General features: G+C 72.8%; 19 protein-coding genes, 1 tRNA gene and 1 pseudogene. 10 read left to right on the plus strand and 11 right to left on the minus strand.

Features of this window, described 5'->3' with window-relative positions; all coding sequences use genetic code 11:
* Positions 1-336: 336 nt before the first annotated feature.
* Positions 337-1,026, minus strand: a complete 690-nt coding sequence (locus ACIGW2_RS31620; protein ID WP_361585961.1) for a ScbR family autoregulator-binding transcription factor — start codon at positions 1,024-1,026, stop codon at positions 337-339.
* Between the two features lie 311 nt (positions 1,027-1,337).
* Here ACIGW2_RS31620 and ACIGW2_RS31625 point away from each other — a divergent pair, with 311 nt between their 5' ends.
* Together ACIGW2_RS31625 and ACIGW2_RS31630 are read left to right on the plus strand one after the other, a co-directional pair.
* Positions 1,338-3,200 (plus strand): acyl-CoA dehydrogenase, encoded by a 1,863-nt coding sequence (locus tag ACIGW2_RS31625; RefSeq protein ID WP_399847447.1) that lies wholly within the window; start codon positions 1,338-1,340, stop codon positions 3,198-3,200.
* 48 nt (positions 3,201-3,248) lie between these two features.
* Positions 3,249-3,324: transfer RNA gene (locus ACIGW2_RS31630), tRNA-Arg, on the plus strand.
* 64 nt (positions 3,325-3,388) lie between these two features.
* On the opposite strand, the gene ACIGW2_RS31635 is transcribed toward ACIGW2_RS31630, so the two are convergent.
* From ACIGW2_RS31635 to ACIGW2_RS31650, 4 genes are all read right to left on the minus strand, one after another.
* Complete coding sequence (locus ACIGW2_RS31635; RefSeq protein ID WP_391654744.1) at positions 3,389-3,682, minus strand: hypothetical protein; 294 nt, start codon at positions 3,680-3,682, stop codon at positions 3,389-3,391.
* Positions 3,683-3,714: 32 nt separating this feature from the next.
* Positions 3,715-4,452 (minus strand): signal peptidase I, encoded by a 738-nt coding sequence (gene lepB, locus ACIGW2_RS31640; RefSeq protein ID WP_399847450.1) that lies wholly within the window; start codon positions 4,450-4,452, stop codon positions 3,715-3,717.
* A gap of 118 nt (positions 4,453-4,570) precedes the next feature.
* The gene (locus ACIGW2_RS31645) at positions 4,571-6,529 is read right to left on the minus strand and encodes an MFS transporter (RefSeq protein ID WP_399847452.1); all 1,959 of its coding nucleotides are present in this window, start codon (positions 6,527-6,529) and stop codon (positions 4,571-4,573) included.
* A 136-nt stretch (positions 6,530-6,665) separates the two neighbouring features.
* Positions 6,666-8,930: a D-alanyl-D-alanine carboxypeptidase gene (locus ACIGW2_RS31650; RefSeq protein ID WP_399847453.1), complete on the minus strand. Its 2,265-nt coding sequence runs from the start codon at positions 8,928-8,930 to the stop codon at positions 6,666-6,668.
* 170 nt (positions 8,931-9,100) lie between these two features.
* On the opposite strand from ACIGW2_RS31650, the gene ACIGW2_RS31655 reads away from it, so the two are divergent.
* The 5 genes from ACIGW2_RS31655 (at position 9,101) to ACIGW2_RS31675 (ending at position 15,645) form a co-directional block, all read left to right on the plus strand.
* Entirely contained in the window at positions 9,101-9,805 is a 705-nt protein-coding gene (locus ACIGW2_RS31655; RefSeq protein WP_356074051.1) for a GPP34 family phosphoprotein, read from the plus strand.
* Between the two features lie 349 nt (positions 9,806-10,154).
* A complete protein-coding gene (locus tag ACIGW2_RS31660) occupies positions 10,155-11,018 on the plus strand; it encodes a helix-turn-helix transcriptional regulator (RefSeq protein ID WP_361585976.1) in 864 nt (287 codons plus the stop codon).
* A 241-nt stretch (positions 11,019-11,259) separates the two neighbouring features.
* On the plus strand, positions 11,260-11,460 hold the full coding sequence (locus tag ACIGW2_RS31665; RefSeq protein ID WP_356074046.1) for a DUF397 domain-containing protein: 201 nt from the start codon (positions 11,260-11,262) through the stop codon (positions 11,458-11,460).
* 194 nt (positions 11,461-11,654) lie between these two features.
* Positions 11,655-13,880, plus strand: a complete 2,226-nt coding sequence (locus tag ACIGW2_RS31670; protein ID WP_399847455.1) for an FG-GAP repeat domain-containing protein — start codon at positions 11,655-11,657, stop codon at positions 13,878-13,880.
* A gap of 226 nt (positions 13,881-14,106) precedes the next feature.
* On the plus strand, positions 14,107-15,645 hold the full coding sequence (locus ACIGW2_RS31675; RefSeq protein ID WP_391654749.1) for a sodium:solute symporter family protein: 1,539 nt from the start codon (positions 14,107-14,109) through the stop codon (positions 15,643-15,645).
* On the opposite strand, the gene ACIGW2_RS31680 is transcribed toward ACIGW2_RS31675, so the two are convergent.
* The 3 genes and pseudogenes from ACIGW2_RS31680 to ACIGW2_RS31690 form a co-directional block, all read right to left on the minus strand.
* Positions 15,630-16,748, minus strand: coding sequence for an ADP-ribosylglycohydrolase family protein (locus ACIGW2_RS31680; protein ID WP_361588734.1), 1,119 nt, complete (start codon positions 16,746-16,748; stop codon positions 15,630-15,632). The genes ACIGW2_RS31675 and ACIGW2_RS31680 overlap by 16 nt on opposite strands.
* A gap of 156 nt (positions 16,749-16,904) precedes the next feature.
* Positions 16,905-19,535 (minus strand): annotated as a pseudogene (locus ACIGW2_RS31685) (bifunctional FO biosynthesis protein CofGH); the annotation flags it as partial.
* 228 nt (positions 19,536-19,763) lie between these two features.
* Positions 19,764-20,594 carry a TIGR03619 family F420-dependent LLM class oxidoreductase gene (locus ACIGW2_RS31690; RefSeq protein WP_399847456.1) on the minus strand — a complete coding sequence of 277 codons (831 nt, stop codon included), beginning with the start codon at positions 20,592-20,594 and terminating at the stop codon, positions 19,764-19,766.
* A gap of 169 nt (positions 20,595-20,763) precedes the next feature.
* Here ACIGW2_RS31690 and ACIGW2_RS31695 point away from each other — a divergent pair, with 169 nt between their 5' ends.
* The gene (locus ACIGW2_RS31695) at positions 20,764-22,278 is read left to right on the plus strand and encodes a CehA/McbA family metallohydrolase (RefSeq protein ID WP_399847458.1); all 1,515 of its coding nucleotides are present in this window, start codon (positions 20,764-20,766) and stop codon (positions 22,276-22,278) included.
* Here ACIGW2_RS31695 and ACIGW2_RS31700 read toward each other — a convergent pair.
* Positions 22,259-22,792, minus strand: a complete 534-nt coding sequence (locus tag ACIGW2_RS31700) for a GNAT family N-acetyltransferase (RefSeq protein WP_361588742.1) — start codon at positions 22,790-22,792, stop codon at positions 22,259-22,261. The two genes, ACIGW2_RS31695 and ACIGW2_RS31700, sit on opposite strands and share 20 nt — an antisense overlap.
* Positions 22,793-22,867: 75 nt before the next feature.
* Between ACIGW2_RS31700 and ACIGW2_RS31705 the strand changes: the two genes are divergently transcribed.
* Positions 22,868-23,629, plus strand: coding sequence for a GNAT family N-acetyltransferase (locus ACIGW2_RS31705; RefSeq protein ID WP_391654753.1), 762 nt, complete (start codon positions 22,868-22,870; stop codon positions 23,627-23,629).
* Here the strand turns inward: ACIGW2_RS31705 and ACIGW2_RS31710 are convergent.
* The gene (locus tag ACIGW2_RS31710; RefSeq protein WP_399847461.1) at positions 23,557-24,186 is read right to left on the minus strand and encodes a GNAT family N-acetyltransferase; all 630 of its coding nucleotides are present in this window, start codon (positions 24,184-24,186) and stop codon (positions 23,557-23,559) included. The two genes, ACIGW2_RS31705 and ACIGW2_RS31710, sit on opposite strands and share 73 nt — an antisense overlap.
* Positions 24,187-24,243: 57 nt before the next feature.
* Between ACIGW2_RS31710 and ACIGW2_RS31715 the strand changes: the two genes are divergently transcribed.
* Positions 24,244-24,456 (plus strand): hypothetical protein, encoded by a 213-nt coding sequence (locus tag ACIGW2_RS31715; protein ID WP_391654755.1) that lies wholly within the window; start codon positions 24,244-24,246, stop codon positions 24,454-24,456.
* Between the two features lie 94 nt (positions 24,457-24,550).
* Here ACIGW2_RS31715 and ACIGW2_RS31720 read toward each other — a convergent pair whose 3' ends face one another.
* Positions 24,551-26,122 (minus strand): APC family permease, encoded by a 1,572-nt coding sequence (locus ACIGW2_RS31720; protein ID WP_361588746.1) that lies wholly within the window; start codon positions 26,120-26,122, stop codon positions 24,551-24,553.
* Positions 26,123-26,132 lie beyond the last annotated feature (10 nt).

Raw genomic sequence — 26,132 nt, forward strand, 5'->3', positions numbered from 1 at the left:
TGGACCTGCCATACCGGTACGGACCCCGCGCTGTCACGGATCCGTGCCGATGGCACGGGTTCCGGCCGTTGGGCCCGGGCGGAAACGGACCGGGACCGACCTGTCGTCACGGCGCCGCGGCACCGTCGGCCCGTACCGCCGCACGTTCCGTACCGCTGCGAGGTCCGTTCGTACCGCTGCGAGGTCCGGATCGCGTCCGCCCGAGCCACGTCAGGCTCGCGTCGGTCCGAGTTGCGCCGGCCCGAGTCAGGTCGGCCCGGCTCGCGTCCGCCCAAGCCTCGTCAGGCTCGCATCGGTCCGCGTCGCACACCCCGGCTCGCGTCAGCCCGGCTCGCGTCAGTCCGTGGCGCCGGCGAGCGCGGTGGTGCCCGCCTCCCGCGCCCGGACGGCCTCCTCGTAGGCGAGTTTCGCGCGCTCGGGTGTGAAGTCGAGGCGGACGAGGACGCCGGGCACGGCGATGGCGCTCACCATGGTCCGCATCAGGTCGGCGACCCGCTCCACCATGTCCGCGTGCCGCGTCATGATCTTCGACAGCACCTGAACTCCGGTGAAACTGCCGGTGAACAGGGTGGCGGCGGAGGAGACGTCCACGTGCGGCAGCAGCTCGCCGGCCGCCTTCGCGCGGGCCAGGACGTCGGTGTTGTGGCTGATCCAGCCCTGCATCGGTACGCCGCGGTCCAGGCCGTCGTACGGCGAGCCCTGGTCGACGGTGAGGCGCACGCTGCCGCGCACCATGGGGTCGCCCACGTGCAGCAGATGCGCCAGGACGAGCGCCTCGTCGGTGAGCTGCTGGAGGAAGAGCTCACGCTCCGGGACCGGCGGCAGCGCGGCGACCTGCCCGGCGAGCACCTCCTGGGCCAGCTCCTCCTTGGAGGCGAAGTGGAAGTAGAGCGCGCCCTTGGTCACCCCACACCTCTTCAGGACCTCGGAAATCGTGGCGGCCTCGTAGCCGACCTCGTCGAACAGCTCCGCGGCCGCGAGCACGATCTTCTGGCGCGTGCGGATGGCTCGTTCCTGTTGTGCCACTACATCCTCCGTACCTCACGGCTCCGAAGGAGACCGGAGGCTGGTATTCCAACGGCTCGCATGGAGTGATGAGTCGGCGACCGGTCCCTGGATCGCCGCCGGCAGTAGGGTGAGCCGGGCGAGACCGGTTTCTTCACACGTCCACATTTCAAGAATAAAACCAGCTAGCCGGTTTGACAAGGCAAATTGAAACAAAACCGGTTGGTCCGTATCTTGTTGCGCAAGGTCACCACCTCTTCCCTGCCGGTCACACTCTTACGGGGGAGCCGATGCTCCAGCACGCGGAAGCACCACTCAGACACGATGGCGCCGTGGACACGGCCGTCCCCCCAGCCCAGCCGCCGGCCGTCCCCCTCGCCGATGACGGCGGGGACATACGGGCCCTCGCCGATCTGCTCTTCGACGGCGACGAACGCGCCCGCGTCCACGGGGAATGGCGGCGGCTGATCGCCGGACCGGCCTTCGCGCACCGGCCGGGACTGAGCCCCGCCGAGCGCACCGCCCTCTCCTACGAGCGGCTGCGCCGGGTCAACGACACGGTCGCCGGCCCGGCGGCCGAGGCCCTCGCGTACGACGCGCGGCGGCTCGCGGCCCTGCACGAATGGACCGGATTCGTGGACGGCGGCGTGTGCACGCTCGCCAGCATTCATTACAACCTTTTCCTCGGCAGCCTCCTCGATCACGACGGATATCGCCGCGACTTGACGGACTACACGTCAATGAAGCGCACCGGAACCTTCCTCTGCACCGAACTCGCCCACGGCAATGACGTCGCCGCGCTGGAGACGGTCGCCGTCCTCGACCGCGAGACCGGCGGATTCGTGCTGCACACCCCGAATCCGGGGGCGCGGAAGTTCATGCCCAACACGAGCCTCGCCGGCGGCCCGAAGACGGCCGTGGTCGCTGCCCGGCTGCTCGTCGACGACCGGGACCAGGGCGTCTTCCTCTTCCTCACCCCGCTCAGCGACGCCGACGGGCACCTTCCGGGCATCCACGTGCAGCGCCTGCCCGAGCGCACCGGCACCCCGGTCGACCACTGCCTCACCTCCTTCGACCACGTCCGGCTGCCCCGCGAGGCGATGCTGGAGGCCGCCCACGGCCGGCTCGACAAGGACGGGCGCCTGGTCAGCAACCTCGGCAACCGGCGCAAGCGGTTCCTGCGCTCCGTCGGCCGGGTCACCATGGGCAAGCTCTGCATGAGCGGCGGCACCCTCGGCATGGCCCGCGCCGCGCTCGCCATCGCCGTCCGTTACGCCCACCACCGTCAGGTCGCCGCGCCCAAGGCCGGCGAGCGGATACCCCTGAGTGCGCACCGCACCCACCACGGGCGGCTGCTGCGCTCGCTCGCCACCTCGTACGCGATGACCTTCCTGCACCGCGAGGTGCTCGACCGCTGGTGCGCCCACGACCCCGCGGACCCGCGACAGCGGGAGGAGGTCGAGCGGCTGATCGCCGTGGCCAAGGGCTGGATCACCTGGCAGGCCCGTGACATCGCGGTCGAGGCCCGCGAACGCTGCGGCGCGCAGGGGCTGTTCCCCGCGAACGGCATCTCCGAGCTGCCGCTCAACATCGAGGGCGGCATCACCGCCGAGGGCGACAACCTGGTCATCTGGGCCAAGGCCGCGTCCGAACTGGTCTTCGCCCACGAGGCCGGACCCGGCCCCGGCCCGGACCGCACCGCCGGCGGCGCGGCCGGTCCCGCCGCCCTCACGGACCTCGGCTTCCTGCGCGACCTGCACGCCCACGTCGAACGCATCTGGCAGACCCGGGCCAGGGCCGCCCTGCGCAACGGCCCCTCCGGCGACCCGATCGGGCGGTGGAACGAGACCTCCGGCGCCGCCCTGGAGATGGTCGCCGCGCACGCCCGCACCGCAGCAGCCGACGCCTTCCTGTCCGCCGTCGCCCGCGCCGCCACCCCCGGCAGCCGCCTCCTCCTGGAGCACCTGGCCCGCCTCTTCCTCCTCCAGGAGCTGCGCCCGCACACCGGCGACCTGCTCGCCGCGGGCCACCTCACCCCCGCCCAGGTCGAGGCCCTCCACCCCACCACGGACGGCACCCTCGCCACCCTGGCCCCCCACCTGCTCCCCCTGGTGGACGCCTTCGACCTCCCGCCCGAGTTCCTCACGACCACCCCGATCGCGAACCCGGACTACCTCACCCGCTTCGACACCTGAGCCCCCAACCCCCGGCACCCGCCATCCGCTACCCTGTTCACTGGTCCCGCCTTCGTAGCTCAGGGGATAGAGCACCGCTCTCCTAAAGCGGGTGTCGCAGGTTCGAATCCTGCCGGGGGCACCAGGCAGTGCAAAGGGCACCTACGGATATCCGTAGGTGCCCTTTCGTGTGACGCGCCGCCCGCCGACTAGCTCACCACCACGTTGTGGGCCGGGATGATCGTGGGCTGCAGGTCCGGGTGGCCCAGGGCGGTGAGGATGGGGGTGAAGGTTTTCGCGTGGGCTTCGAGGGCCTCCTGGTCGGTCCAGACCTCGGTGACGCGGAAGCCGCCCGGGACCGGGCCCGCCGCGTGGGAGAGGAGGCCCGGGTTGTGGACGTCGGCGAAGGTCGTGAAGCCGCGGCCCCCGGTGACGCGGTCGATGACCGCGTCGTAGAGCTCGGGGCCGGCGCCGGGGAGGTCGAAGGTGACGATGATGGCCATGGGGTGCCTCGGTCTGTCGTCGGGGGAATGGGTCAGGGCGCCAGGGAGGGCTGCTCGAAGGTGGTGGGGACCGGGAGGGTCGACCAGTGGGTGACCGGCCAGGCGACGACCACCGTGCGGCCGACCACGTCCGTCAGCGGGACCATGCCCGCGTGCGGGTCGGTCTGGTGGTAGCGGGAGTCGAGGGAGGCCTGGCGGTGGTCGCCCATGACCCAGACGCTGCCCTGGGGCACGGTGACCTTGAACTGGCCGGCCGGGTCCTGGCTGCACGGGGTGTTGCCGGGGTAGACGTACGGCTCGTCCAGCGGGTGGCCGTTGACCTTGAGCGGGCCGGTGCCCACGCACTCGACGGTGTCGCCCGCGACCCCGATCACCCGCTTGATCAGGTGCTTCTCACCGGCCGCCGGCATCAGGCCGATGAAGCCGAGCACGTTCTGGAAGGCGTTCGGCGGCGGCACCGGGCTGTTCGCCAGCCAGTCCGCCGGGTCGCGGAAGACCACGACCTCGCCCCGCTCGGGCTCCGAGCCGAACCACGGGGTCAGCTTGTCGACGAGCACCCGGTCGTCCTTCTGCAGGGTGTTCTGCATCGACCCCGAGGGGATCAGGAACGCCTGCAGCAGGAAGGTCTTGATCAGGAAGGCCAGGCCGAGCGCGATGGCGACCAGGATCGGGATCTCGACCCACATCGGACGCTTGCGCCGCGCCGCCTTCCCCTGGGGGGCCGGAGCCGCCGTCTCGTCCTGCGCGCCCGATCGCGCGTCCACCGCCATGTCGCCCACTGCTGTCCACCGCCGACTTCGCCACGTCACTTCCGTACGGACGGGACCCTATGCCCCTCGGCGCCCCCGGCCGGGCCGCTCCGGCCCCGCACCCCACGTACGAGTGACGTCAGCGCAGCTCCTCCGGACAGGCCGTGCCGCGCGGGAAGAGCTTGTACGGGGCGCCGAGCCGGTAGGTTCCGGCCTTCGGCGCGACGAGCTCGGTCCACTCGTCGCCCTCCGCGTCCGGCTCCGCCTTCAGCAGGCAGCCCTCCTCGTTGGCGAAGACCTTCGGGAGCTCGACGCCCGACTCCGCCTCGGCCTCCTCGCGGGCCTTCTTCGACGCCTCGGTCTCCTGCGGCGGCTCGATCTTGCCGCCGTTCCCGTCGAGCAGCGCCAGCCACGGCGAGTACGGCACCCGGATCCGGATCCTGGCCGGCCGGTCGAGGTCAAGGACCACCTCGTTGGCCTCGGCCCGCCGCACCCGGGCGGGCGCGTCGGCCAGCGGGGTCGGGTCGGTGACCGCGTACAGCCGCCAGTTCGCGTCCGACCACACCTGCTCCAGATACGGCAGACCGCCGTCGACCAGCTCCGCCTCGCGCTGCGCGCCCGAGTCCGGCGCCCCGGTCGGCAGCACCACGTAGTGCACGGCCCAGCGGTCGAGCCAGTCGTGGTAGTTCGCCGCGTTCAGGGTGTCGTCGTAGAAGAGCGGGTTGCGCTGGATGTCGGCCTGCCGGTTCCAGCCACGGGCCAGGTTGATGTACGGGGCGAGGGCGGAGGACTCGCGGTGGCTGGAGGCCGGCACGACCTCCACCCGGGCCTGCTCGGCGCCCCGCACCTGGAGCTGGTTGATCAGCGGCGCCACCTCACGCGCCCACGAGGCGTCCGGCGCGGTGCGGATGACGTCGTCGACGCCCTTGAAGCCGATCCACGCGTTCAGACCGGCGAAGGCCAGCAGCAGCGCGTACCAGCGGCGCGAGCGCGGCCGGGCGTACGGCAGCGCGGCCAGCAGCACGACGCCCGCGAACAGCATGACGAGCCGGCTGACGTTCGAGCCGATCTGGGAGTCGACCAGCCAGGTGAGCAGGGTGCCGGCCGCGTAGACGGCCGCCGCCGTGCGCACCGTGCGCCAGTCCTTCGGGACCAGCAGGAAGACGAGAACGCCGAAGAGGAAGGGGAGCGAGGTCGACGCGAGGCTCATCGGCTGGGTGCCGGAGAACGGGAACAGCCACGCCGAGAGCGCCACCACCGCGACCGGGGCGAGACCGACGGCGTACGCGCCCGGGCGCCGCTTGTTGAGGAAGAGCGCCGCCGCGACCACGCCCAGGAACAGCCCCGCGACCGGGCTGCACGCGGTCGCGAGCGCCGCGAGCGGCGCGGCCACGGCCGCCTTCGCCCAGCGGTGGTAGCGCCAGCGGTGCGGCCAGCAGAACACCGCGGCCACCGAGCCGATCGCGAACATCATGCCGAGGCCGAAGGTGACCCGGCCCGAGAGCGCGTTGCAGAGGAAGGCGAAGACGCCGGCCAGCGCGCACGCCATCGGATTGCGCACGGCCCGCACCCGCACCAGGATCAGCGCGGTCAGGGCCGCGGACAGCGTCCCGGCGATCATCATCGTGGTGCGCACGCCGAGCACCGACATCACGTACGGCGAGACGACGCTGTACGAGACCGGGTGCATGCCGCCGTACCAGGCGAGGTTGTACGCCGAGTCCGGGTGCCGGCCGACGAACTCGGCCCAGGCGTCCTGTGCGGCCAGGTCCCCGCCGCTGTTGGCGAAGAAGAAGAACCACAGGACGTGGGTGAGCGCGGCCACGGCGGTCGCGACGAGCACCGGGTAGCGGCGCTTGCGCCGCCAGGGCGGTGCCGTCGGAGCGGAGTCGTCCGGCGCGGAGCCGTCCGGCGCGGGATCGTCCGAAGCCGGGGCATCCGGGGCGGGGTCGCCCAGGGCTTCGGAGGGCGGCTCGGCGACCTCGGAGGGACCGGAGGGCGGCTCGGTGGGCGGCTCGGTGGGCTCGGAGGCCGCGCCGGAGCGCGGTTCGCCGGGCGGCCGCTGCTCGGGAAGTTCTATTCGCGAAGGTGAAGACACGTCGGGTTGGCCTCCAGCCTCACGGGTCCCCTCGGCGGTGCTCAATGCGGCCCTCTCCCGTGCAGCCCTTCTTCTCGTTCCCCCCGGGGAACGCTAACAGGCGGGCGCCCGGGGAGCTCCCCGGGCGCCCGTCCGATCAGCCCAGTCGGGTCAGCTTCTCCTGGAAACCGGGCTCCACGAGGTCCTTGGCCAGGGCCACCGGAGCGCTGACCGCGCCCGTGCCGGTGCCGATCGAGACCTGGCCGACGACGTCCCCGGCCTTCGCCGCGTGCGGCGGCTTCTTCCCGCCGTCACCGAGCCGGAGGCTCACCTTCAGGCCCGGCCAGCCGACCGCCTTCAGGTCCTTGGTGGACACCACCGGAGTGCGGCCGCCGAGGCCGTCGTCCACGTAGCCGACGACCTGTCCCTTCGTCACCACGGCGGCGGAGGTCACGTCGGCCTGCGCCTTCTGGATGACCTTGAGGCTGTTGGCGATCGCCAGGTCCAGCTTCTGGTAGAGCTGCGGGGCGTCCTTCGCCCCCATGACGATGCCGAGGATGCGGCGCTTCTGGCCGTCGACGACGGTGTTCGCCGCCCACAGCAGGTTGCCGCCGGCCGGGGTCGACGAGCCGGTCTTGATGCCGGTCACGCCCGGCTCCAGCAGGATCGTGTTGTTGTTCTCGATCCGGGTCGGGATGCCGTCGATGGTCACGTTCGGCATGTCGACGATCTCGCGGAACACGTCGTACTGCATGACCGCCTTCGCCAGCTTCAGCTGGTCGAGCGGGGTCGACACGGTGGTCGACTGCAGGCCGGACGGGTCCGTGTACGTCGAGCCGGTCATGCCCAGCTCCTTGGCGGCGGCGTTCATCTTGTCGACGAACGCGGCCTCGGAGCCGGCGTCCCAGCGCGCGAGCAGGCGCGCCACGTTGTTGCCGGACGGGATCATCAGGAGCTGGAGCAGCTCCTTCTCGCTGTAGGTCTGGCCCTCCTTGATGGGGGCCGTCGACTCGTCCTTGGCCTTCGCCTGCTCACCGGCGGTCCGGTCGACCTCGATCTCGGGGCCGTCGGCGTTCCCCTTGATCGGGTGGTCGCGCAGGATCACGTACGCGGTCATGGTCTTGGCCACGCTCGCGATCGGCGCCGGCTTCTGCGGGCCGTACGTGCCGAGCGAACCGACGCCCTCGACCTCGGCCGCGCCCTGGCCCTCGGACGGCCACGGCATCTGGAGCGGGCCGCCCTCGAAGGTGTACGTCGGGTCGGCGGAGAGCACGAGCTTGGGGTCCGGGAGCGGGCGCACGAACTGTACGACCGCAAAGACGACCAGGAGGAGAAGGACCAGCGGGGTCCAGATCTTCAGCCGCCGGAAGGTGGTCCGCAGCGGAGTCTCCGGCGGCGGCGGGGTGTTGGTCAGCTCCGCCAGGATCTCCAGCGGCGGGCGCGGCGGAAGCGGCTGCTGTCTGGTGCGCTCCGGCTCCGCGAGCGACGCGGGTACGGGCGCCGGCGCGGGCGTCGGCACCACGGCAACCGGCTCCTCGGGCTTCGGCCGGGCCGGCTTGGGCTGCTCCTGGGTGATGTCGCCCTGGAGCGGGCGGAAGGTCGACGGCGGCAGCTTGAGGGCCGTCGTCGGCTGGTCGACCGGCTTGGCCTGGGGCGGGGTGAACGCCTTGAAGACCGCGGTGGGCTGGTCCACGGGCGGGGCGGACTCCGCCTCGGGCGCGGGCTCGGCGGCCTCCGGCTCGGGCGTGGCAGCCTCGGGCTCGGGCTTGTGCTCCGACGTGCCCTCGGGCTTGGCGGCCTCGGGCTTGCCCTCCGGGGAGGGCGCGGGCGCGGGCGCGGGCTGGGCCGGCTTCGGCTGGGAGTTGCGCGGGGCGAACGCGTTGAAGACGGCCGTCGGCTGGTCGACCGGCTTGGCTGGTGTGGCCTCGGAGGCTTCGGCGGCCTCGGAGACTTCGGCGGCCTCCGCCTCCTCGCCCTCGCCCTCGTCCGCGGTCTCGTCCCCGTCCGCGTCCTCGGCCTCCGCGGTGGCAGGCTCCACCTCGGGCTCGTCGGCGTCGGGCTCGTCGGCCTCGGACCCGTCGCCCGTCTCCTCGGTCTCGTCCGCAACCGTCTCGCCCCCGGCCGCGTCCTCCGCCTTCGGGGAGTCCGAGGGCTCGGAGGGCTCCGAGGGCTCGGAGGACTCCGTCTCGGCGTTCACGGGCTTCTCGGCGGCCTCGGCGGCCTCGTCCCGGCTCTCCGGCGCCTCGGGCTCGTCCTCCGGCGCCGTCCGCGGGGCCAGGGCCCGGAAGACGGCCGTCGGCTCGTCCACCCGGTCCCGGAGAACGGACAGTCGGGGGTCCTTGCCGTCGCCTCCGACCGCGTTCTCCCGCTGCTCCGCCTTGTCGGGGGACTCGCCCGCCACCGTGCCTCCTCCATCGCTCATGCGCTCATGCCTACGTCCGAACCGTCTACCAGTGTCCTGTGTGAACCCCTTGGCTCCCGTGCTAGACGAGAACGACATACCTGCCGGTTCCCGTACGAACCGCCCAGGCACTCTCGACAGATGAATGTGAGAGGGGTCACCCTGTCATTCATCCACGCGGGGAGGCATGGATGGGCAGGAGCCGCAGAACTATTCCGGAGGAGCTTCTGCTGCTCGCTCTGGACCCGGCCACGGGTACCACAGCGCAGCCGCAGTCGCTCGACCTGGGCCTGGCCGGAGCACAGCTAGTGGAGCTGGCTCTGGCAGGACGGATAGCCCCTGACGGGGATCGTATCGCCGTGGTGATGCCACGGCCGACCGGAGATCCGACTCTGGACTCCGCACTGGAACTGCTGCGCAGACGTGGCAGTCCGGTCCGGGCCGTCCACTGGATCGGCGGGCCCCGACTGGGGCTGCGCCAGACGTATCTCTCGCATCTGGAGCGCTGCGGCATGGTGCATGCCGTGGAGGGCCAGATGTGCGGGGTGTTGCCGACGACTCGCTACCAGGCGACGGACACGGCCATCAGCCGGGAGATCAGGGCCCGGCTGGACAGTGCGATCCGCACCGGCGTACCGCCGGACCCGCGGACCGCGGCGCTCGCCGCCCTGGCCCACGCGGTCGGTCTCGGCAAGCACCTGTACCCCGGCAACGAAGGACGGTCGTCGCGGTCCCGGCTGCGCGACCTGATCCGGCACGACCCGATGGGCGGTCTCGTGGCGCACGCCGTCATGGACGTCCAGAACGGCGTGGGCGCCCAGCCCCGCCGGAGCGCCACGGCGGGCGGAGTGCCGTCCCAGCCGCGGCGCGGCACCATGGCGCGCGCCGCCATGTGACGCACGTTCCACGCACGTCCACGCGCGCGCCGGCCGAGCACGCGCACCGGCACCGCACCTGCACGGCACCACCGAGCACCACCAGGCACCACCGAGCACCACCAGGCACCGCCAAGCACCCCCACGTACGGGGCGGGCGTCCGCGACGGCGCCCGTCCCGTACGCGCACCTCCGCACCCGCCCCGCACGGGGCGCACGCACATACCCGGGCACAGGCCCACGCATATGCCCGCGTCTGGGCATTCGCCAGCGCACTCCACACCTTTGGTGGCAGTCTGCCAAGCGGTAGATACCCACAGCTACGCAGCCCGTCGGCGCTGCGCGGCCGACAGCCGGAGGTGCAGTTTCCGTGGCGTCCAATGTCAACCCCACCGTCAGGCGACGCCGATTGGGCCAGGAGCTGCGACGGCTCCGGGAGGCGAAGGGCATGACGGCCGAGCAGGTCGCCGAGCGCCTGCTGGTCTCCCAGTCGAAGATCAGCCGCCTCGAGAACGGCCGGCGCTCGATCAGCCAGCGCGACGTCCGCGATCTGTGCGGGGTGTACGAGGTCGAGGACGAGCGGATGGTCGACTCGCTCATGCAGATGGCCAAGGACTCCCGCCAGCAGGGCTGGTGGCACGCCTTCGGCGACATCCCGTACAGCGTCTACATCGGTCTGGAGACGGACGCGGAGAGCCTGCGGGTGTACGAGCCGCAGATCATCCCGGGGCTGCTGCAGACCCACGCGTACGCCGAGGCCGTGATCACCGGCGCGCTGCCCGAGTCCACCCCGGCGGACATCGAGAAGCGGGTCACCGTGCGCACCCGCCGCCAGGACCGCATCAAGGACGACGAGCGTCCGCTGCGCCTGTGGGCGGTCATCGACGAGGGCGCGCTGCGCCGGGTGGTCGGCGGCCGGCAGCTGATGGTGGAGCAGCTGGAGCACCTCGTCGAGCAGTCGCACCTGCCGCACGTGACGGTGCAGGTGCTGCCCTTCGACATGGGCGCGCACCCGGGCATCAGCGGGCATTACGCGATTCTGGAATTCCCGGACACGTCCGATTCGTCGGTGGTCTACATCGAGGGCGTGACGAGCGATCTGTATCTGGAGAAGGCGCAGGACGTCGGGAAGTACAGCGTCATGTACGAGCACCTGCGGGCACAGGCGCTGAATGTGGAGCAGACCCGGGAGTTCGTGACGCGGATTGCGAAGGAGTACGCCGGCGGGAAATAGGGGCAATGCGGGGTGTTGGCGGCTGAATGCCGCCATTCTGCCGGGGCCCGGGGGAAGAGGCCGGTACGGTACACCCCCGACTCGCCCCAGCGGAAGTCCACTTGGAATATGCCATCCGGTCGGGTGAACGCCGGTCCCGTACGACGTGGCCGGGCGAGTAGCGTCGATCACGCCAAAGCAAGCAGAACCTTGGCGCGATCACTCGCAGCACTCGCACTCGAAGAAACCGGAGTTGGGAACAATGGCGATTATTCAGGGCGGCACGGACAGCTGGACGAAGTCCTCGTATTCCGGCGGCAACGGCGCCTGCGTCGAGGTCAAGTCCCCCGTCGTGAACGCGATCGACGTGCGCGACTCGAAGGCCCCCGAGGGCCCCTCGATTTCTTTCGGACCGGGTTCGTGGAACGCGTTCGTGGGCGAGGTGAGCGCCGGGGCCCTGTGACCCCGCGCGCACCGCGCACTTCGTTACGGAATGAGCCCTCTCGACCGGTCCGCCGTCCTGGCCGAGGGGGCTCGGTCATGCCCGGCCGAACGCCCGGCCGAAAAACTTCGAACGTGCGTACAACCTCTTCCGGGGGTCGTGAGTCTGATCCGGCGCACCGCTGGTGCGACCGGTCAGACCCGAGGAGAACGCACTTGTCCCACGCACGTCCTGTCCGCCGTCGGCTCGCCGCGGCCGTCGTCACCGTGCTCGCCGTCACCGTCGGCGCGACCGCGCTGACCGCCCCGGCGTTCGCCGCCACCGCCGTCGAGGGCACGACGGCAGCGGACGCGACCACGAACGAGGTCGCCCCCTTCCCGAAGAAGAGCACCGTCTTCGGCGCGGGCACGACGGGCTACCTGGCCCTCACCCAGACCGCTCCCTACGGTGAGGAGGCCTACTCCCTGACCCGGTACTGGGTCCCCGCGGACGGTTCCGCACCGGAGGAGCTGAACTGGGGCACGCCGATCGAGAGCACCGGCTCGGGTGACATCGTGGCGACCCACGGGGGCGGCCAGGCCGCCCTCATCGACATGGCGACCGACAAGACGCTGCGCACCGTGCCGCTCGGCGGTGACGTCACGTACGCGGGTGCGGCCGGCAAGGCCCTGTTCACCACGATGCCGAACGCGTACGGGGACCGGATCCTCCACCTGAACGCCGTGGGCACGGCGAGCGGCAAGATGACCGTCGGCCTGCCGGGCGACGCGACGAACGTCCACGTCGCGCCGGGGACGGCCGAGCACGCGCTGCTGACGTACACCACGGGTGCGGACGCGGCCAAGACGTTCGTGGCGGCCACGATCGACCTCGCCACCAACACGGTGACCGAGACGTACCAGGCCTCGGCGCAGGGCGACATGGCCCTCTCGCCGACGCACCTGGCCTGGGTCGAGTACGACGCGGACGGCGTCGCCACCGTCGTGACCGTCGACCGCGCCACCAAGGCGACCCGCAAGACGGTGGTCGGCAAGGCGTGGCGGCGCGACGTCGAGGTGGGCCTGGTCGGGGACTGGGTCACGTACGGCACCCGCAGCGGTCTGACCGACCTGGAGAAGGACCCGCTGTACGCGCTGACCGCGCGCAGCCTGAAGGACGGCACGACCACCCGCAAGCTGCTCGACCACACCCTCTCGGCCACGGTGGCCCCGGACGGTGCCCAGATCGTGCGCGGCGGCACGGTCGCCCAGGGCGAGGGGCTCTACCGGATCGTCCAGGGCGCCGACGGGCTCCCGACGGCCACGCTGGTGGCGAGCAGCGGCGAGTCCACCAAGGTCGCCCTGCTGGGCTCCAAGGTCCCCGCCGTGGTCGACCTCGACCAGAACGGGGGCCGGGCGCGGCTCGAGTGGACGCTGTCCCGGTACAACGTGCACGCCAAGATCACCCTGCGGCACGTCCGCACCGGCAAGGTCTTCACCCAGACCTTCACCCAGCCGGAGAACGGCGTGGTCCGCCTCGACTGGGAGGGGCTGCTCAACGACGGGCGGTTCGAGAGCGCGTACAACGGCGACTACACCTGGGAGGTCAACGCCGAGCCGATGAACGGCATCGGCCCGAACCTGGTCACCTCCGGCACCTTCAAGGCCGTCCGCAAGGCCGCCCCGCACGACTTCAACGACAACGGCTCGCCCGACGTGCTCATGCGCGACAGCAAGGGCGGTCTGTGGCGCGTGGACACCTTCTACGACCGCTGGAACCACCAGCTCGGGTCCGGCGAGCAGAAGCTGATCGGCACCGGCTGGAACGGCTACAACCAGATCGAGGCCGCCGGGAACATCGGCGGCGCCGCCCACGCGGACCTCATCGCCCGTGACACCTCCGGCGTCCTGTGGCACTTCCTCGGCAAGGGCGACGGCACCTTCGCCGGCCGCTACAAGATCGCCTCCGGCATGGGCGGCTACAACAAGTTCGCCGCCGGCAGCGACCTCAACGGCGACGGCAAGGCCGACCTCGTCGCCACCGACACCGCCGGCGTCATGTGGCTCTACAAGGGCACCGGCAGCTGGAGCGCCCCCTACTCCCCGCGCGTGAAGATCGGCACGGGCTGGAACGGCTACAACCAGATCACCGCCACCGGCAACATCGCCGGCGGCACCGCCGGAGACCTCGTCGCCCGCGACAAGGACGGCGTCCTCTGGCTCTACCTCGGCAAGGGCGACGGCACCTTCGCACCCCGCGTCCGCATCGGCGCCGGCTGGGGCGGCTACAGCCACCTCGTCGGCATCGGCGACGCCGACCGCGACGGCCGCCCCGACCTCTACGCCGCCAACTCCGGCAACACCGACTCCTACCTCTACAAGGGCACCGGCAGCTGGAGCGCCCCCTTCGGCGCGCGCGAGTACACCGGCCTGCCCAACAACTGGCCCACCTCCCTCGCCTGATCCGGCAGCCCGAAGGCCCCGGTCCGACGTCACCTCACGTCGGGCCGGGGCCTTCGGCGCACCGCGAGGACCCGCCCAGTCGTTCACACACATGAACAGAGGTCAGCGAACCGAACGATTTTACCTCCCCTTGACCATACCCCGCATTGTCCCCGCCTCCCAACTCCCCACACCATGAACCGCGTTCACAAGGCGGACCGGATCCCAGGGAGAGGGAGGGGGCGCGATGAACAGTCTCGACTGGGCCGTGCTCATCGGCTATTTCGGCGTCATGGTCGCGATCGGCGTCTGGTCCCACAAGCGCGTGGACGACGTCTCCGACTTCTTCACGGCCGGCGGCCGCATGCCCTGGTGGCTGTCCGGGATCTCGCACCACATGTCCGGCTACAGCGCGGTGATGTTCACCGGGTACGCGGGCATCGCCTACACCTACGGCGTCACCTCCTACGTCACCTGGTCCTTCCCCATCGCGATCGGCATCGCCGTCGGCGCCCACCTGTTCGCGCCCCGGCTCAACCGGTTGCGGTCCCGGCTGCGGGTGGCCTCGCCGCTGGAGTACCTGAAGAGCCGCTACAACCTGCCCACCCAGCAGGCCCTCGCCTGGTCCGGGGTGCTGCTCAAGATCGTGGACGTGGGCGCCAAGTGGGCGGCGATCGCGACCCTGTTGTCCGTCTTCACCGGGATCTCGCTCAACCAGGGCATCCTCATCACCGGCGTCATCACCGGCATCTACTGCACGGTCGGCGGTCTGTGGGCGGACGCGCTCACCGAACTCGGGCAGTTCGTCATCCAGTTGCTCGCCGGACTCGCGATGCTGGTGGCCGTGCTCGGCAAGCTCGGCGGGATCGGGGCGCTGTGGACCGTGTGGGACCGGCCCGAGCTCCAGGGGCACACCGCGCCGACGGCCGGCCCGTACACGCTGACCTTCCTCCTGGCCTACCTCTTCATCAAGACCTTCGAGTACAGCGGCGGCATGTGGAACCAGGCGCAGCGCTACATGGCCACCCCGACCGCCCGCGAGGCCACCCGCTCCGGGCGACTGTCCGCGCTGCTGTGGCTGGTGTGGCCGCTGGTGCTGTTCTTCCCCATGTGGTGCGCGCCGCTGCTCGTGCAGCCGAAGAAGCCGGACGCCTCCGACGCGTACGCCCTGATGACCGAACAGCTGCTGCCGCACGGTCTGCTGGGCCTGGTCATCGTCGGCTTCTTCTCGCACACCATGGCCATGTGCTCCTCGGACGCCAACGCCATCGCGGCCGTCTTCACCCGGGACATCGCGCCGGTGCTGAGCAAGGCCGCCCGCTCGTGGACGCAGCGGGCGGGGCTGCTCGCGGCGCGCTGGTCGACGGTCGCCTTCCTCGCCCTGTCGATGGCGGTCGCGACCCAGGTCAACTCCCCCGCCTTCAAGGACATCATCACCGTCGTCATCAAGTGGGTGGCCGGGCTCATGGGGCCGATCGCGATCCCCTTCATGCTGGGTCTGCTGCGGGCCTTCCGGAAGTCCGGCCCGACCGCCGCGCTGGTCTCCTGGGCGGCCGGCCTCTTCGCCTTCTGGCTCACCAACTACGGCCTGGACGGCGTGGAGCTGCAGATCCAGATCGTCTCGCCGCTCGCCACCTCGCTGGTGCTGTACGTCCTGATCGGGTACGTGAAGCCCGAGGCGACGCCGGAGCGCGACGCGCTGCTGGACCGGCTGGGCGGCGGCGACGGTTCCGCTGCCCTGCCGGCCCAGGAGTCCGGCGCCCGGTCCGGTCAGCCCCTCGGGTAGCGGCTGAGCCAGCCCGAGGCCAGGTCGGAGGGGCCGTGCAGGGCGGCCCCCTGGGTCATCTCCATCGCGAAGTCGTCCGCCAGCGCCAGTACCGTGGCACGGCCCTCCAGCTCGGCCACCCAGGCCGGCGGGAGGGCCGTCTCGCCGTGCAGGGCGCCGAGCAGCGCCCCGGTGAGGGCGCCGGTCGCCGCCGACGGGCCGTCGTGGTTGACCGCGAGGCGCAGCCCGTGCCGGACGTCCTCGCCGACCAGCGTGCAGTAGACCGCGGCGGCGAGCTGTCCCTCGGCCCGGTCCTCGTCCGCCCCGAGGGCGGTGACCCGGGTGTCGTCCGGCACCCCTTGGCGTACGGCGTCCAGCGCGGCCCGAAGGGCCTCGGTCACCGGCTCGTGGCCCGGGCGCGGGGCGAGCTGGGCGAGCGCGGTCGCGACGGCCGCCTCGACGCCGCCGCCGCGGGCGAGGCCGTGCACCACGACGGCGAAGGCGCCGGCGGCGAGGTAGGCGGCGGGGTCGCCGTGCGTCTGGGCCGCGCACTCCACCGCGAGCTGGCACACCAGCTGCGGTTCCCAGCCGACCAGCAGCCCGAAGGGCGCCGAGCGGACCACGGCGCCGCTGTCGGCGGCCTGCGGGTTCTTGGGCCGGTCCAGGGTGCCGAGCCGGGCGTCGCCGAGACCGGTGAGGCAGGCACGGGCCGGGTCGCGGCGGGCGTAGAGCCACTCCTCGCGGGCCAGCCAGCCGAGGTCGGTGCGCCGCTCGTCGGGGCCCCAGTCGCGCTGGGTGGCGGCCCAGCGCAGATGGGCCCGGTGCACGTCGGTGGGCGGGTGCCAGTGGCCGGTGTCGCGGCGCACCTGGGCGCGGATCAGTCCGTCGACGGTGAACAGGGACATCTGGGTGGCGGCGGTGACCGCGCCGCGCCGCCCGTAGGCGGGGGCGAGCTCGGTCAGGCCCTCGGGGCCGTGCGCGGTGCGCAGCTCGGCGAGGGTGCGCCCCGCTGCCCCGGCGCCGAGGGCGTCGCCGACGGCCCCGCCGAGCAGGCAGCCGCGGACCCGCGCACGGAAGTCCTGCTGCTCGGTGCGGCCCCACACGGCCGCGGCTGTGGTGGTCACGACGTGCCCTCCCCCCGTACACCGGTCTGCTCAGCACTGTAATAGACCGGATCGGCTCGTTCGGGGGCCGGAACCTTATGTGGTCAGGCGCCCTTCAGGCCGCTTTTGACCGCAGTTGGTCTTCTCGGCTCGGGCCGCCTCGGTCCCCTGCGCCGGCAGGACCGGAAGGAGCTCCGGCAGGTGCCCGTCCGAGGCGCGGGCCGCGCGCTGCCGCTCCTCCGGGACCTCTCCGTAGAGGGTGGTGCGGGGGCGGGAGGGGCGGCCGGCGGCCTCGGCGATGGCCTCCAGGTCGCGGATCGAGCGGTACGAGCCGTAACTCGACCCGGCCATCCGGGAGATCGTCTCCTCCATCAGCGTGCCGCCGAGGTCGTTGGCGCCGGAGCGGAGCATCTCGGCGGCGCCCTCCGTGCCCAGCTTCACCCAGCTGGTCTGGATGTTCGGGATGTGCGGGTGGAGCAGCAGCCGGGCCATGGCGGTGACGGCGCGGTTGTCGCGGACGGTCGGGCCGGGGCGGGCGATGCCCGCGAGGTAGACGGGCGCGTTGGTGTGGATGAAGGGCAGGGTCACGAACTCGGTGAAGCCGCCCGTCTCCTGCTGGATCCGGGCCAGCGTGCGGAAGTGCCCGAGCCAGTGCCGGGGCTGGTCGACGTGCCCGTACATCATCGTGGACGAGGACCGGAGGCCCAGCTCGTGGGCGGTGGTGACGACCTCGATCCAGGTCGCGGTGGGCAGCTTGCCCTTGGTGAGCACCCAGCGGACCTCGTCGTCCAGGATCTCGGCGGCCGTGCCGGGGATCGAGTCGAGCCCGGCCTCCTGGGCGGCGGTCAGCCACTCGCGGATCGACAGGCCGGTGCGGGTGGCGCCGTTGACCACCTCCATCGGCGAGAAGGCGTGCACGTGCATCCCCGGGACCCGCTCCTTCACCGCGCGCGCGATGTCGAAGTAGGCGGTGCCGGGCAGGTCGGGGTGGATGCCGCCCTGCATGCAGACCTCCACCGCGCCGACCTCCCAGGCCTGCTGGGCCCGGTCGGCGACCTGGTCGAGGGAGAGGGTGTAGGCGTCGGCGTCGGTGCGGCGCTGGGCGAAGGCGCAGAAGCGGCAGCCGGTGTAGCAGACGTTGGTGAAGTTGATGTTCCGCGTGACGACGTACGTGACGTCCTCGCCGACCGCCGACCTGCGGACCTCGTCGGCCGTCCGGCACAGCGCGTCCAGGGCGGGGCCGTCGGCGTGCAGCAGGGCGAGGGCCTGCGGGTCGGTGAGCCGGGTCGGGTCGTCGGCGGCGACGGCGAGGGCCTCCCGGGCCTCGGCGTCGATCCGCTCGGGCGCGCGCCGGTCGGGCACCAGGCCGGGCGCGGCGGCCTCGCGCAGCGCCTCCCAGTCCCCGTACACCTCGTCGAAGTCGGCCCGGCGGTCGCCGGTGCGGCCGGTGGTGTCGATGGTGGCGTGGAGGTCGGTGCGGCCGCTCGCGGCGAAGGCCTCGTCGGGCTCCTGCCAGGGCAGGCCGCGGACGGGCGCGTCCGGGTTCGCCAGGCCGGTGGCGGGGTCGGCCAGCGCGCGCACGTGCGGCACGATGCGCGGGTCGAGCCAGGGCTCGCCGCGGCGGACGAACTCGGGGTAGACGCAGAGGCGTTCGCGCAGCTCGAAGCCGGCGGCGGCGGACTTCTCCGCGAGCTCCTCGATGCGGGGCCAGGGGCGCTCCGGGTTGACGTGGTCGATGGTGAGCGGGGAGACCCCGCCCCAGTCGTCGATGCCGGCGGCGATCAGGCGCTCGTACTCGGCGTCGACGAGGTTCGGCGGGGCCTGGAGGCAGGCGGAGGGGCCCATGATGAGGCGGGCGACGGCCACGGTGGCGACGAGGTCGTCGAGTTCGGCGTCCGGCATGCCGCGCATCGCCGTGTCCGGCTTGGCGCGGAAGTTCTGGATGATCAGCTCCTGGATGCCGTGGTAGGCGCGGGCGATCCGGCGCAGCGCGAACAGCGACTCGGCGCGCTCCTCGTGCGTCTCGCCGATGCCGAGGAGCAGCCCGCTGGTGAAGGGCACGGAGGAGCGGCCGGCGTCCTCCAGGACCCGCAGCCGGACGGCCGGTTCCTTGTCCGGGGAGCCGAAGTGCGGGCCGCCGGGCTCGGACCACAGCCGGGTCGCGGTGGTCTCCAGCATCATGCCCATGGAGGGCGCGACGGGCTTGAGCCGCTGGAGGTCGGTCCAGGACAGCACGCCGGGGTTGAGGTGCGGGAGGAGACCGGTCTCCTCCAGGACGCGGATCGCCATGGCGCGCACGTACGCGATCGTGTCGTCGTAGCCGTGCGCGTCGAGCCACTCGCGGGCCTCGGGCCAGCGGTCCTCCGGCTTGTCGCCGAGGGTGATGAGGGCTTCCTTGCAGCCGAGTTCGGCCCCGCGCCGGGCGATGTCCAGGACCTCGTCCGGCGACATGAACGCCCCCGCACTCTTCGAGGCGGGAGGTGCCCCCACCGCGGCCCGCTCCCGGCGCAGCTTGCCGGGCACGGTCGCGAAGGTGCAGTAGTGGCACTTGTCCCGGCAGAGCCGGGTGAGCGGGATGAAGACGCTCTTCGAGTACGTGATGACCCCGGGCCGCCCGGCGGCCGCGAGTCCCGCGTCCCGCACCCGCCCGGCCGTGGCGACCAGGTCCGCCAGATCCGCCCCGCGCGCCCGCAGGAGCACGGCGGCCTCCCCCACGTCGAGCGCGACCCCGTCCCGGGCCCGCTTCAGGGCCCTGCGCATGGCGTTCTCGGTGGGACGGGCGTCGCGTGCTGCCTGGTGATCCGTCATGGACCGAGCATACGAGCGGGCCGCCACGGCTCGGCAGGGTCGGGTCAGTCGGTGTCCTTGGGGTGCCGGCGAGCGGCGTACACCACGTGCACGGTGCGGCGTTCCTCGTCGACGAGGTGGCGCACCCGCCCGCCGGCCGTCACCTCGTACTCCCACCGCGGGTGGACACGGCCGCCCCTTACGGGCGGCCTCGCCACCTTCCGCGGCGAGGAGGGCGGCGAGGCCGCCTCAGAGGTACCGCGCGTATGCGTCGAGGACGCCCAGGACCTCCTTCTCGTCGGCCGGGGGGAGCTGGAGGACGACCTCCGGGCAGCCGAGGTCCGCGTAGTGGGCGAGTTTGCCCGGGTTGGGGTGGACGGCGAAGGGGACGACCTGGAGGGATTCCGGGGCGCGGCCGGCGGACGTCCAGGCCTCGCGGAGCAGCGGCAGGGTGGTGGACAGGCCGCGGCCGCCGATCGGCAGCCAGCCGTCGGCGTAGTCCGTGACGTGCGAGAACAGCGTGGGTCCCGCCGCCCCGCCGACGAGGACGCGCGGTGCGCCGCCGGACGGCTTCGGCCAGGCCTCGGAGGCGCTCACGGAGCGCCCGAACCGGCCCTCGTACGCGGTCGGTTCGGGCGCCCACAGGGCCCGCATCAGGTGCAGTGCGTCCCGGGTGCGCTCGCGCCGGGTCGCCCACGCGACGCCGTGGTCGGCGGCCTCCTCGCGGTTCCAGCCGAAGCCGACGCCGAGGGTGAAGCGCCCGCCGGAGACGTGGTCGAGCGTCGCGACGGTCTTGGCGAGCGCGATCGGATCGTGCTCGGCGACCAGCGTGATGCCGGTGCCCAGGAGCAGCCGCTCGGTGACGACGGCGGCCTGCCCGAGCGCCACGAAGGGGTCGAGGGTGCGGCCGTACGCGCGGGGCAGTTCGCCGCCGGCCGGATACGGGGACTCGCGCGAGACGGGGATGTGGGTGTGCTCGGGGAGGTAGAGCCCGGCGAAGCCGCGCTCTTCGAGGGCGCGGGCGAGGCGCACCGGGGAAATGGTCTCGTCGGTCAGGAAGATCGTGGTCGAGATCCGCATGGGGGCACGGTAGGGGGTGGGGCACGGAATTCCGAGGGGCGTGCGCGGGTGCGGTGCGGCGGGCCGCGCCGTGGGCCTCCCCGGGCCGCCCGGGGCCCCGGCCGGAATCCGCGCCCCCGGCCCGCTCCCGTTGTTCCGGTGTTCACGCGCGCGCGTCACAGTCGAAGGCATGACGGATACGACTCGACGCGCGCTCCTCGTGACGGGCGCCGCGACCGCGTTCACGTTGAAGGCCGTGAGCTTCGCGCAGGCCGAGAGCGGGGACTCCGGGGACGGGGCCTCCGGGGGCGTCCTGCGGCGGACGGTGAGCGGGACCTTGCCGTTCGGTGCGCCGGACTTCGTGTACCTGCCCGTGGAGCTGCCGCGCGGGGTGCGGGAGCTGCACGTCGCCTATTCCTACGAGCGGCCCGCCGTGCCGGCCGGCACCCAGGGGAACGCCCTCGACATCGGGCTCTTCGACGAGCGCGGGACCGCCCTCGGCGGGCGCGGGTTCCGGGGGTGGTCGGGCGGGGCGCGCACGGAGTTCTTCGTGCGGGCCGACGCGGCCACGCCGGGGTACGTGGCGGGGCCGCTGCGGGCCGGGACCTGGTACGTGGCGCTCGGGCCGTACACGGTGGCGCCGCAGGGGCTCGCGTACACGGTGACGATCACGCTGCGGCTGGGCCCGTCCGCGCCCGTCGTGCGCCACGCGTACCCGCCGGAGCGGGCCCGCGGCCGGGGCCGGGACTGGTACCGGGGCGACTGCCATCTGCACACCGTGTACTCGGACGGGCGCCGCACCCCGGCCGAGGTCGCCGCGCTGGCCCGGGCGGCCGGGCTCGACTTCGTCGTCGGCACCGAGCACAACACCCACGCCGGGCACGGCGCCTGGGCCGAGCACGCCGGCGACGACCTGCTGATCCTGCTCGGTGAGGAGGTCACGACGCGCAACGGACACGTGCTCGCCCTCGGCACCGACCCGGGCACCTTCGTCGACTGGCGCTACCGGGCGCGCGAGAACCGCTTCGGGCACTTCGCCCGCGCCATCCGCCGCGCGGGCGGCCTGGTCGTGCCCGCGCACCCGCAGGCGACCTGCATCGGCTGCGCCTGGAAGTTCGGCTTCGGCGACGCGGACGCCGTGGAGGTGTGGAACGGGCCCTACACCCCGGACGACGAGGTGGCCCTGGCGGGCTGGGACGCGGCGCTGGCCCGGGGCAGGTGGACGCCGGCCATGGGCAACAGCGACGCGCACCGGGACCCCGACCGGGTCGGGACGCCGCAGACCGTGGTGCTCGCGGAGGAGCTGAGCCGGGCGGCGGTCCTCGACGGGCTGCGGGCCGGGCGTTCGTACGTCGCCGAGTCCTCGGCGGTGGCGGTGGACTTCACGGTCGCCGACGCCCGGGGCCGCGCGGCCGGCCTGGGCGAGCGGCTCGCGGTGCCGCCCGACGAGCCGGTGACGGCCCGCCTGCGGGTGACCGGCGCGCCGGCCGGCGCGGTCCTCCGCCTCGTCACGGACCAGGGCGTGCTGCACACCGCGCAGGGCACGGACGCGACCGAGTGGACGACCACCGCCGCCCGGGCGGCCTACGTGCGGGCGGAGGTCCGCCGCCCGGCCACGGCGCCGCCGCTGCCGGGCGCGCTGGTGGCCCTCACCAACCCGGTGTTCCTCGGGGAGCCCGCCGGGCTCAGGCCTGGTACTCGGTGAGGTCGATGGCGTGGACCCGCAGCGGGTGCCCGTACACCGGGTGGACGGTCTCCCGCTCCGGGACCATGCCGAGCTTGCGCATCACGTTCTCCGAGGCGGTGTTCCCGATCCGGGCGATGCTGATCACCCGGTCGAGCCCGCGGTCCTGCAGGGCGAACTCCAGGGCCGCGTGCGCCGCCTCGGAGGCGTAGCCCTGCCCCCAGTAGGGCCGCCCGAGCCGCCAGCCGATCTCGACGGCGGGCAGCACCTCGGGCAGGAACTCCGGCACAGAGAGCCCGGTGAAGCCGATCAGCTCGCCGGAGCCGAGGAGCTCGACCGCGAAGAGCCCGAAGCCCTCCTCGTCCCACTCCTCCTCCATCCGCTCGATGCCCTCGGCGGTCTGCTCCAGGTCCCGCACGGACCCGTCGCCGATCCAGCGCATCACCTCGGGGTCGGCGTTGATCTCGGCCAGCGGCACGAGGTCGTCGTCGCTCCAGCGACGCAGCAGCAGGCGGGGGGTGAGGATCTCGGTCATGCCCCCATCATCCCGCGCGCACGCGCCGCGGGTATTCGGGTGCCGCCCGCCCGCCGTGTGCGTACGGTGGCCCGCATGCTGACGCGCCTCGAGAACTACTACGACTCCGTGCCCCGATCCGCCGCCCGCGCCGAGGAGTTCGGGCCGCTCACCCTCTTCGTACGGGAGGGGGAGGGCTGGCCGTACTACGCGCGGCCCGCGCTCGGGCACACCGGGGAGGTGCCGGTGGCCGCCGTGGAGAAGGTGCGGGCCCGGCAGCGGGAGCTGGGGGTGCCCGAGGCGTTCGAGTGGGTGGCCGAGACGACGCCGGGGCTGCGGGCCGCGGTGGAGGCGAGCGGGCTCGTGGTGCACGCGCATCCGCTGATGGTCCTGTCGGCGCCGGCCGAGGCCGTCCCGGACCTGCCCGAGGGGGTCACGGTGCGGAGGGTGGACGCCGGGGACCCGGGCCTGGCGAGCGCGGTCGCCGCCCCGTACGCGGCGTTCGGGATGAGCCCGGCGCCCGGTGCGGCCGAGCAGCTCGCGACCCGGCTCACGGCGGGCCTCACCCGGCTCGCGGCGGCCTTCGACGCCGCCGGCACCGCCCTCGCGGCCGGCCAGCACCAGCCGGTGGGCGCGGTCAGCGAGGTCGTCGGGGTGGGCACACGGCCGGAGGCGCGCCGCCGCGGGCTCGGCCTGGCGGTCACTGCCGCGCTGGTGGCCGACGCCCGGGCCCTCGGGGTCGAGACGGTCTTCCTGTCGGCCACGGACGCGGACGTGGCCCGGCTCTACGCCCGGCTCGGCTTCCGCACGGTGGGCACGGCGCTGATCGCGGAGCCGGCGGGCGACGAAGCCGCCTGAGCCGCGTCGGCCGTGCCCGGGCCGCCGGCCGGGCGGACCATCAACACGTCGATCGGGTCCTCGGACTCCACGGTGAAGCCCTCCCGCTCGTAGAGGCGGCGGGCCGCGCTGCCCTGGACCACGACGAGGTGCACGGGGGCGCCCTCGGCGTCCGCGCGGGCGAGGAGGGTGCGCAGCACCGCCGTGCCGAGGCCGCGGCCGCGGGTCTCGGGGGCGAGGTAGAAGTGCTCGACGTAATAGCCGGGGCCGGCCTTGTACGGGGCGAAGGAGACGCAGCCCGCGAAGGCGCCGTCGACCTCGACGACCGTGGTGTGGGCGGGGCGGAACTCGTCGCGCAGCCGCTGCCGCACCCGGTGCGGGTCGTACCGTCCGAGCCGCTCCAGGTCGGGCCGCATGACCCGGGCCTTCAGCTCGGCGACGGTCTCGACGTCGGCGGGGGTGGCGGGGCGGGCCGTCCAGTCGGGGCCGGTGGCCGGGGCAGGGGCGGGGGCCGAGTCCGGTGCGCCGTCGGCGACGGTGACCGTGGTGGTGTCCGGTGCGCTGTGCGGGGCGGGCATGGGCGCATCGTAGGAGGGTGGGCGTAACCCCGGGCGGCCGGGCGGCGTTCACGCGGCATGAAGAAGATCCTCACCACCCTCGCCCTGTCCTCCTTCGCCGTGGCGGGCGGCCTCGCCGCCGCCGGGACGGCCGCCGCCGACACCGGGGGCGCGAACCTGCCGTCCGTGGTGCCGCTGAGCGGTGTCCTCATGCCGAAGGCGAAGCCGGCCCAGGCCGAGCAGATGCCGGCCGCGAACAAGCTGGTGGAGGGGCTGCTGCCCGGGCAGTGACCGCCCTGCGGTGCCGTGGGAACGACGAAGGTGGCGGGACCCCCCACGGGCCCGCCACCTCGTCGTTTCCGTCACCGGACGGCCGAGGAGTCCATCAGTCCTCGACGACCAGCGACGGCGTCTCCTTGGTGAGCACCTCGCCCCGGAAGAACGCGGGGCTCTTGGCGCGCATCACCAGCATGATCACCAGGCCGAGCAGCAGCAGTCCGACGCCGATGACGAAGACCGAGCCGACGCCGAGGACGGCGGAGCCGGAGCCGTAGGCCGGGTCCCACATGTCGTACAGGGTCTTGCCGAAGACGGCCGCCAGGAGCAGTCCGCCGAGCAGCGGGAAGAGGCCCTTGAAGACCAGGTCGCGGAAGGACGAGGTCAGCTCGCGGCGGAAGTACCAGGCGCAGGCGAAGGCGGTCAGCGCGTAGTAGAAGCAGATCATCAGGCCGAGCGCGTAGATGGTGTCGACCAGGACGTGCTCGCTGACCAGGGTCATCACCGTGTAGAAGACGCCGGTGGCGACGCCGGCCACGATCGTGGCCTTGCCGGGGGTCTTGAAGCGCGGGTGGACCTTGGCGTACGAGGCGGGCAGGGCCTCGTAGGCGGACATCGCCAGGACCGTGCGGGCCACCGGGATGAAGGTGGTCTGGAGGCTGGCGGCGGCCGAGGCGAGCACCGCGAGGAAGAGCAGGATGCCGAGGGCGGGGCCCATGACGGGGCCGGCGAGGGCGGCGAAGACGTTGTCGGAGGTCTCCGGGTTGGCGAGGCCGAGGCCCTGGTCGCCGGAGCCGACGACCATCTGGGCGGCGACGCCGGTGGCGAGGTAGGAGCCGACCAGGACGACCATCGCGATGAGGGCGGCGCGGCCGGGGGTCTTCTCGGCGCCGACGGTCTCCTCGTTGGCGGTCAGGCAGGTGTCCCAGCCCCAGTACATGAAGATCGACAGCGAGAGTCCGGCGGTGAAGGCGCCGAAGGACTGCACCGCGAAGGGGTTCATCCAGGACCAGGAGAAGTCGACCGAGGTCTCGAAGGAGCCGGCCTTCGACAGCGCCATGCCGACGAAGACGGCGAGGACGAGGAGCTGGAGGCCGACGAGGGTGTACTGCACGCCCTTGGTGGCGGTCATGCCGCGGTAGCTGATCGCGGTCGCGGCGGCGATCAGGGCGAGGCAGGTGACGATGTGGACGGCCTTGTTGTCGTCCAGGGCGGCGATCGACGGGTCGGAGGTGATCTCCCCGGCGAGCAGCCAGAAGTAGGAGGTGGCGACGCCGGCCAGGTTGGAGAGCACGATGATCGTGGCGATCACCAGGCCCCAGCCGCACATCCAGCCGACCTTGGGGCCGAAGGCCTTCACGGTCCAGGTGAAGGAGGTGCCGCAGTCCGGCATGACCTTGTTGAGCTCGCGGTACGCGAATGCGACGAGCAGCATCGGCAGGAAGCCCGCGAGGAACACGGCGGGCATCTGCAGGCCGACCTCGCCGGCGGTGGAGCCGAGCGTGGAGGTCAGGCAGTAGACGGGGGCGACGGTGGAGATGCCGATGACGGCACTGCCGAGCAGGCCGACGGAGTTGCCGCCGAGGCCCTTGCCGCGCACGCCCTGGGCCGGCGCGTCGCCCGGGGCCGGGACGCCCCTTACCGTGTCTCCGGCCTGGGGCCGTACGTCCACCTGAGTCATGAACAGGACG

This window comes from Streptomyces sp. NPDC053541 (assembly GCF_044544705.1).
In the GTDB taxonomy this organism is placed as follows: Bacteria; Actinomycetota; Actinomycetes; order Streptomycetales; family Streptomycetaceae; genus Streptomyces.

Excerpts from the sequence above, each read along its gene's own strand:
- ACIGW2_RS31635 (WP_391654744.1), bottom strand. The coding sequence starts at position 3,682 with ATGGCCATCATCGTCACCTTCGACCTCCCCGGCGCCGGCCCCGAGCTC.
- lepB (WP_399847450.1), bottom strand. The coding sequence starts at position 4,452 with ATGGCGGTGGACGCGCGATCGGGCGCGCAGGACGAGACGGCGGCTCCG.
- ACIGW2_RS31650 (WP_399847453.1), bottom strand. The coding sequence starts at position 8,930 with ATGAGCGATGGAGGAGGCACGGTGGCGGGCGAGTCCCCCGACAAGGCG.
- ACIGW2_RS31655 (WP_356074051.1), top strand. The coding sequence starts at position 9,101 with ATGGGCAGGAGCCGCAGAACTATTCCGGAGGAGCTTCTGCTGCTCGCT.
- ACIGW2_RS31665 (WP_356074046.1), top strand. The coding sequence starts at position 11,260 with ATGGCGATTATTCAGGGCGGCACGGACAGCTGGACGAAGTCCTCGTAT.
- ACIGW2_RS31675 (WP_391654749.1), top strand. The coding sequence starts at position 14,107 with ATGAACAGTCTCGACTGGGCCGTGCTCATCGGCTATTTCGGCGTCATG.
- ACIGW2_RS31690 (WP_399847456.1), bottom strand. The coding sequence starts at position 20,594 with ATGCGGATCTCGACCACGATCTTCCTGACCGACGAGACCATTTCCCCG.
- ACIGW2_RS31695 (WP_399847458.1), top strand. The coding sequence starts at position 20,764 with ATGACGGATACGACTCGACGCGCGCTCCTCGTGACGGGCGCCGCGACC.
- ACIGW2_RS31700 (WP_361588742.1), bottom strand. The coding sequence starts at position 22,792 with ATGACCGAGATCCTCACCCCCCGCCTGCTGCTGCGTCGCTGGAGCGAC.
- ACIGW2_RS31705 (WP_391654753.1), top strand. The coding sequence starts at position 22,868 with ATGCTGACGCGCCTCGAGAACTACTACGACTCCGTGCCCCGATCCGCC.
- ACIGW2_RS31710 (WP_399847461.1), bottom strand. The coding sequence starts at position 24,186 with ATGCCCGCCCCGCACAGCGCACCGGACACCACCACGGTCACCGTCGCC.
- ACIGW2_RS31715 (WP_391654755.1), top strand. The coding sequence starts at position 24,244 with ATGAAGAAGATCCTCACCACCCTCGCCCTGTCCTCCTTCGCCGTGGCG.
- ACIGW2_RS31720 (WP_361588746.1), bottom strand. The coding sequence starts at position 26,122 with ATGACTCAGGTGGACGTACGGCCCCAGGCCGGAGACACGGTAAGGGGC.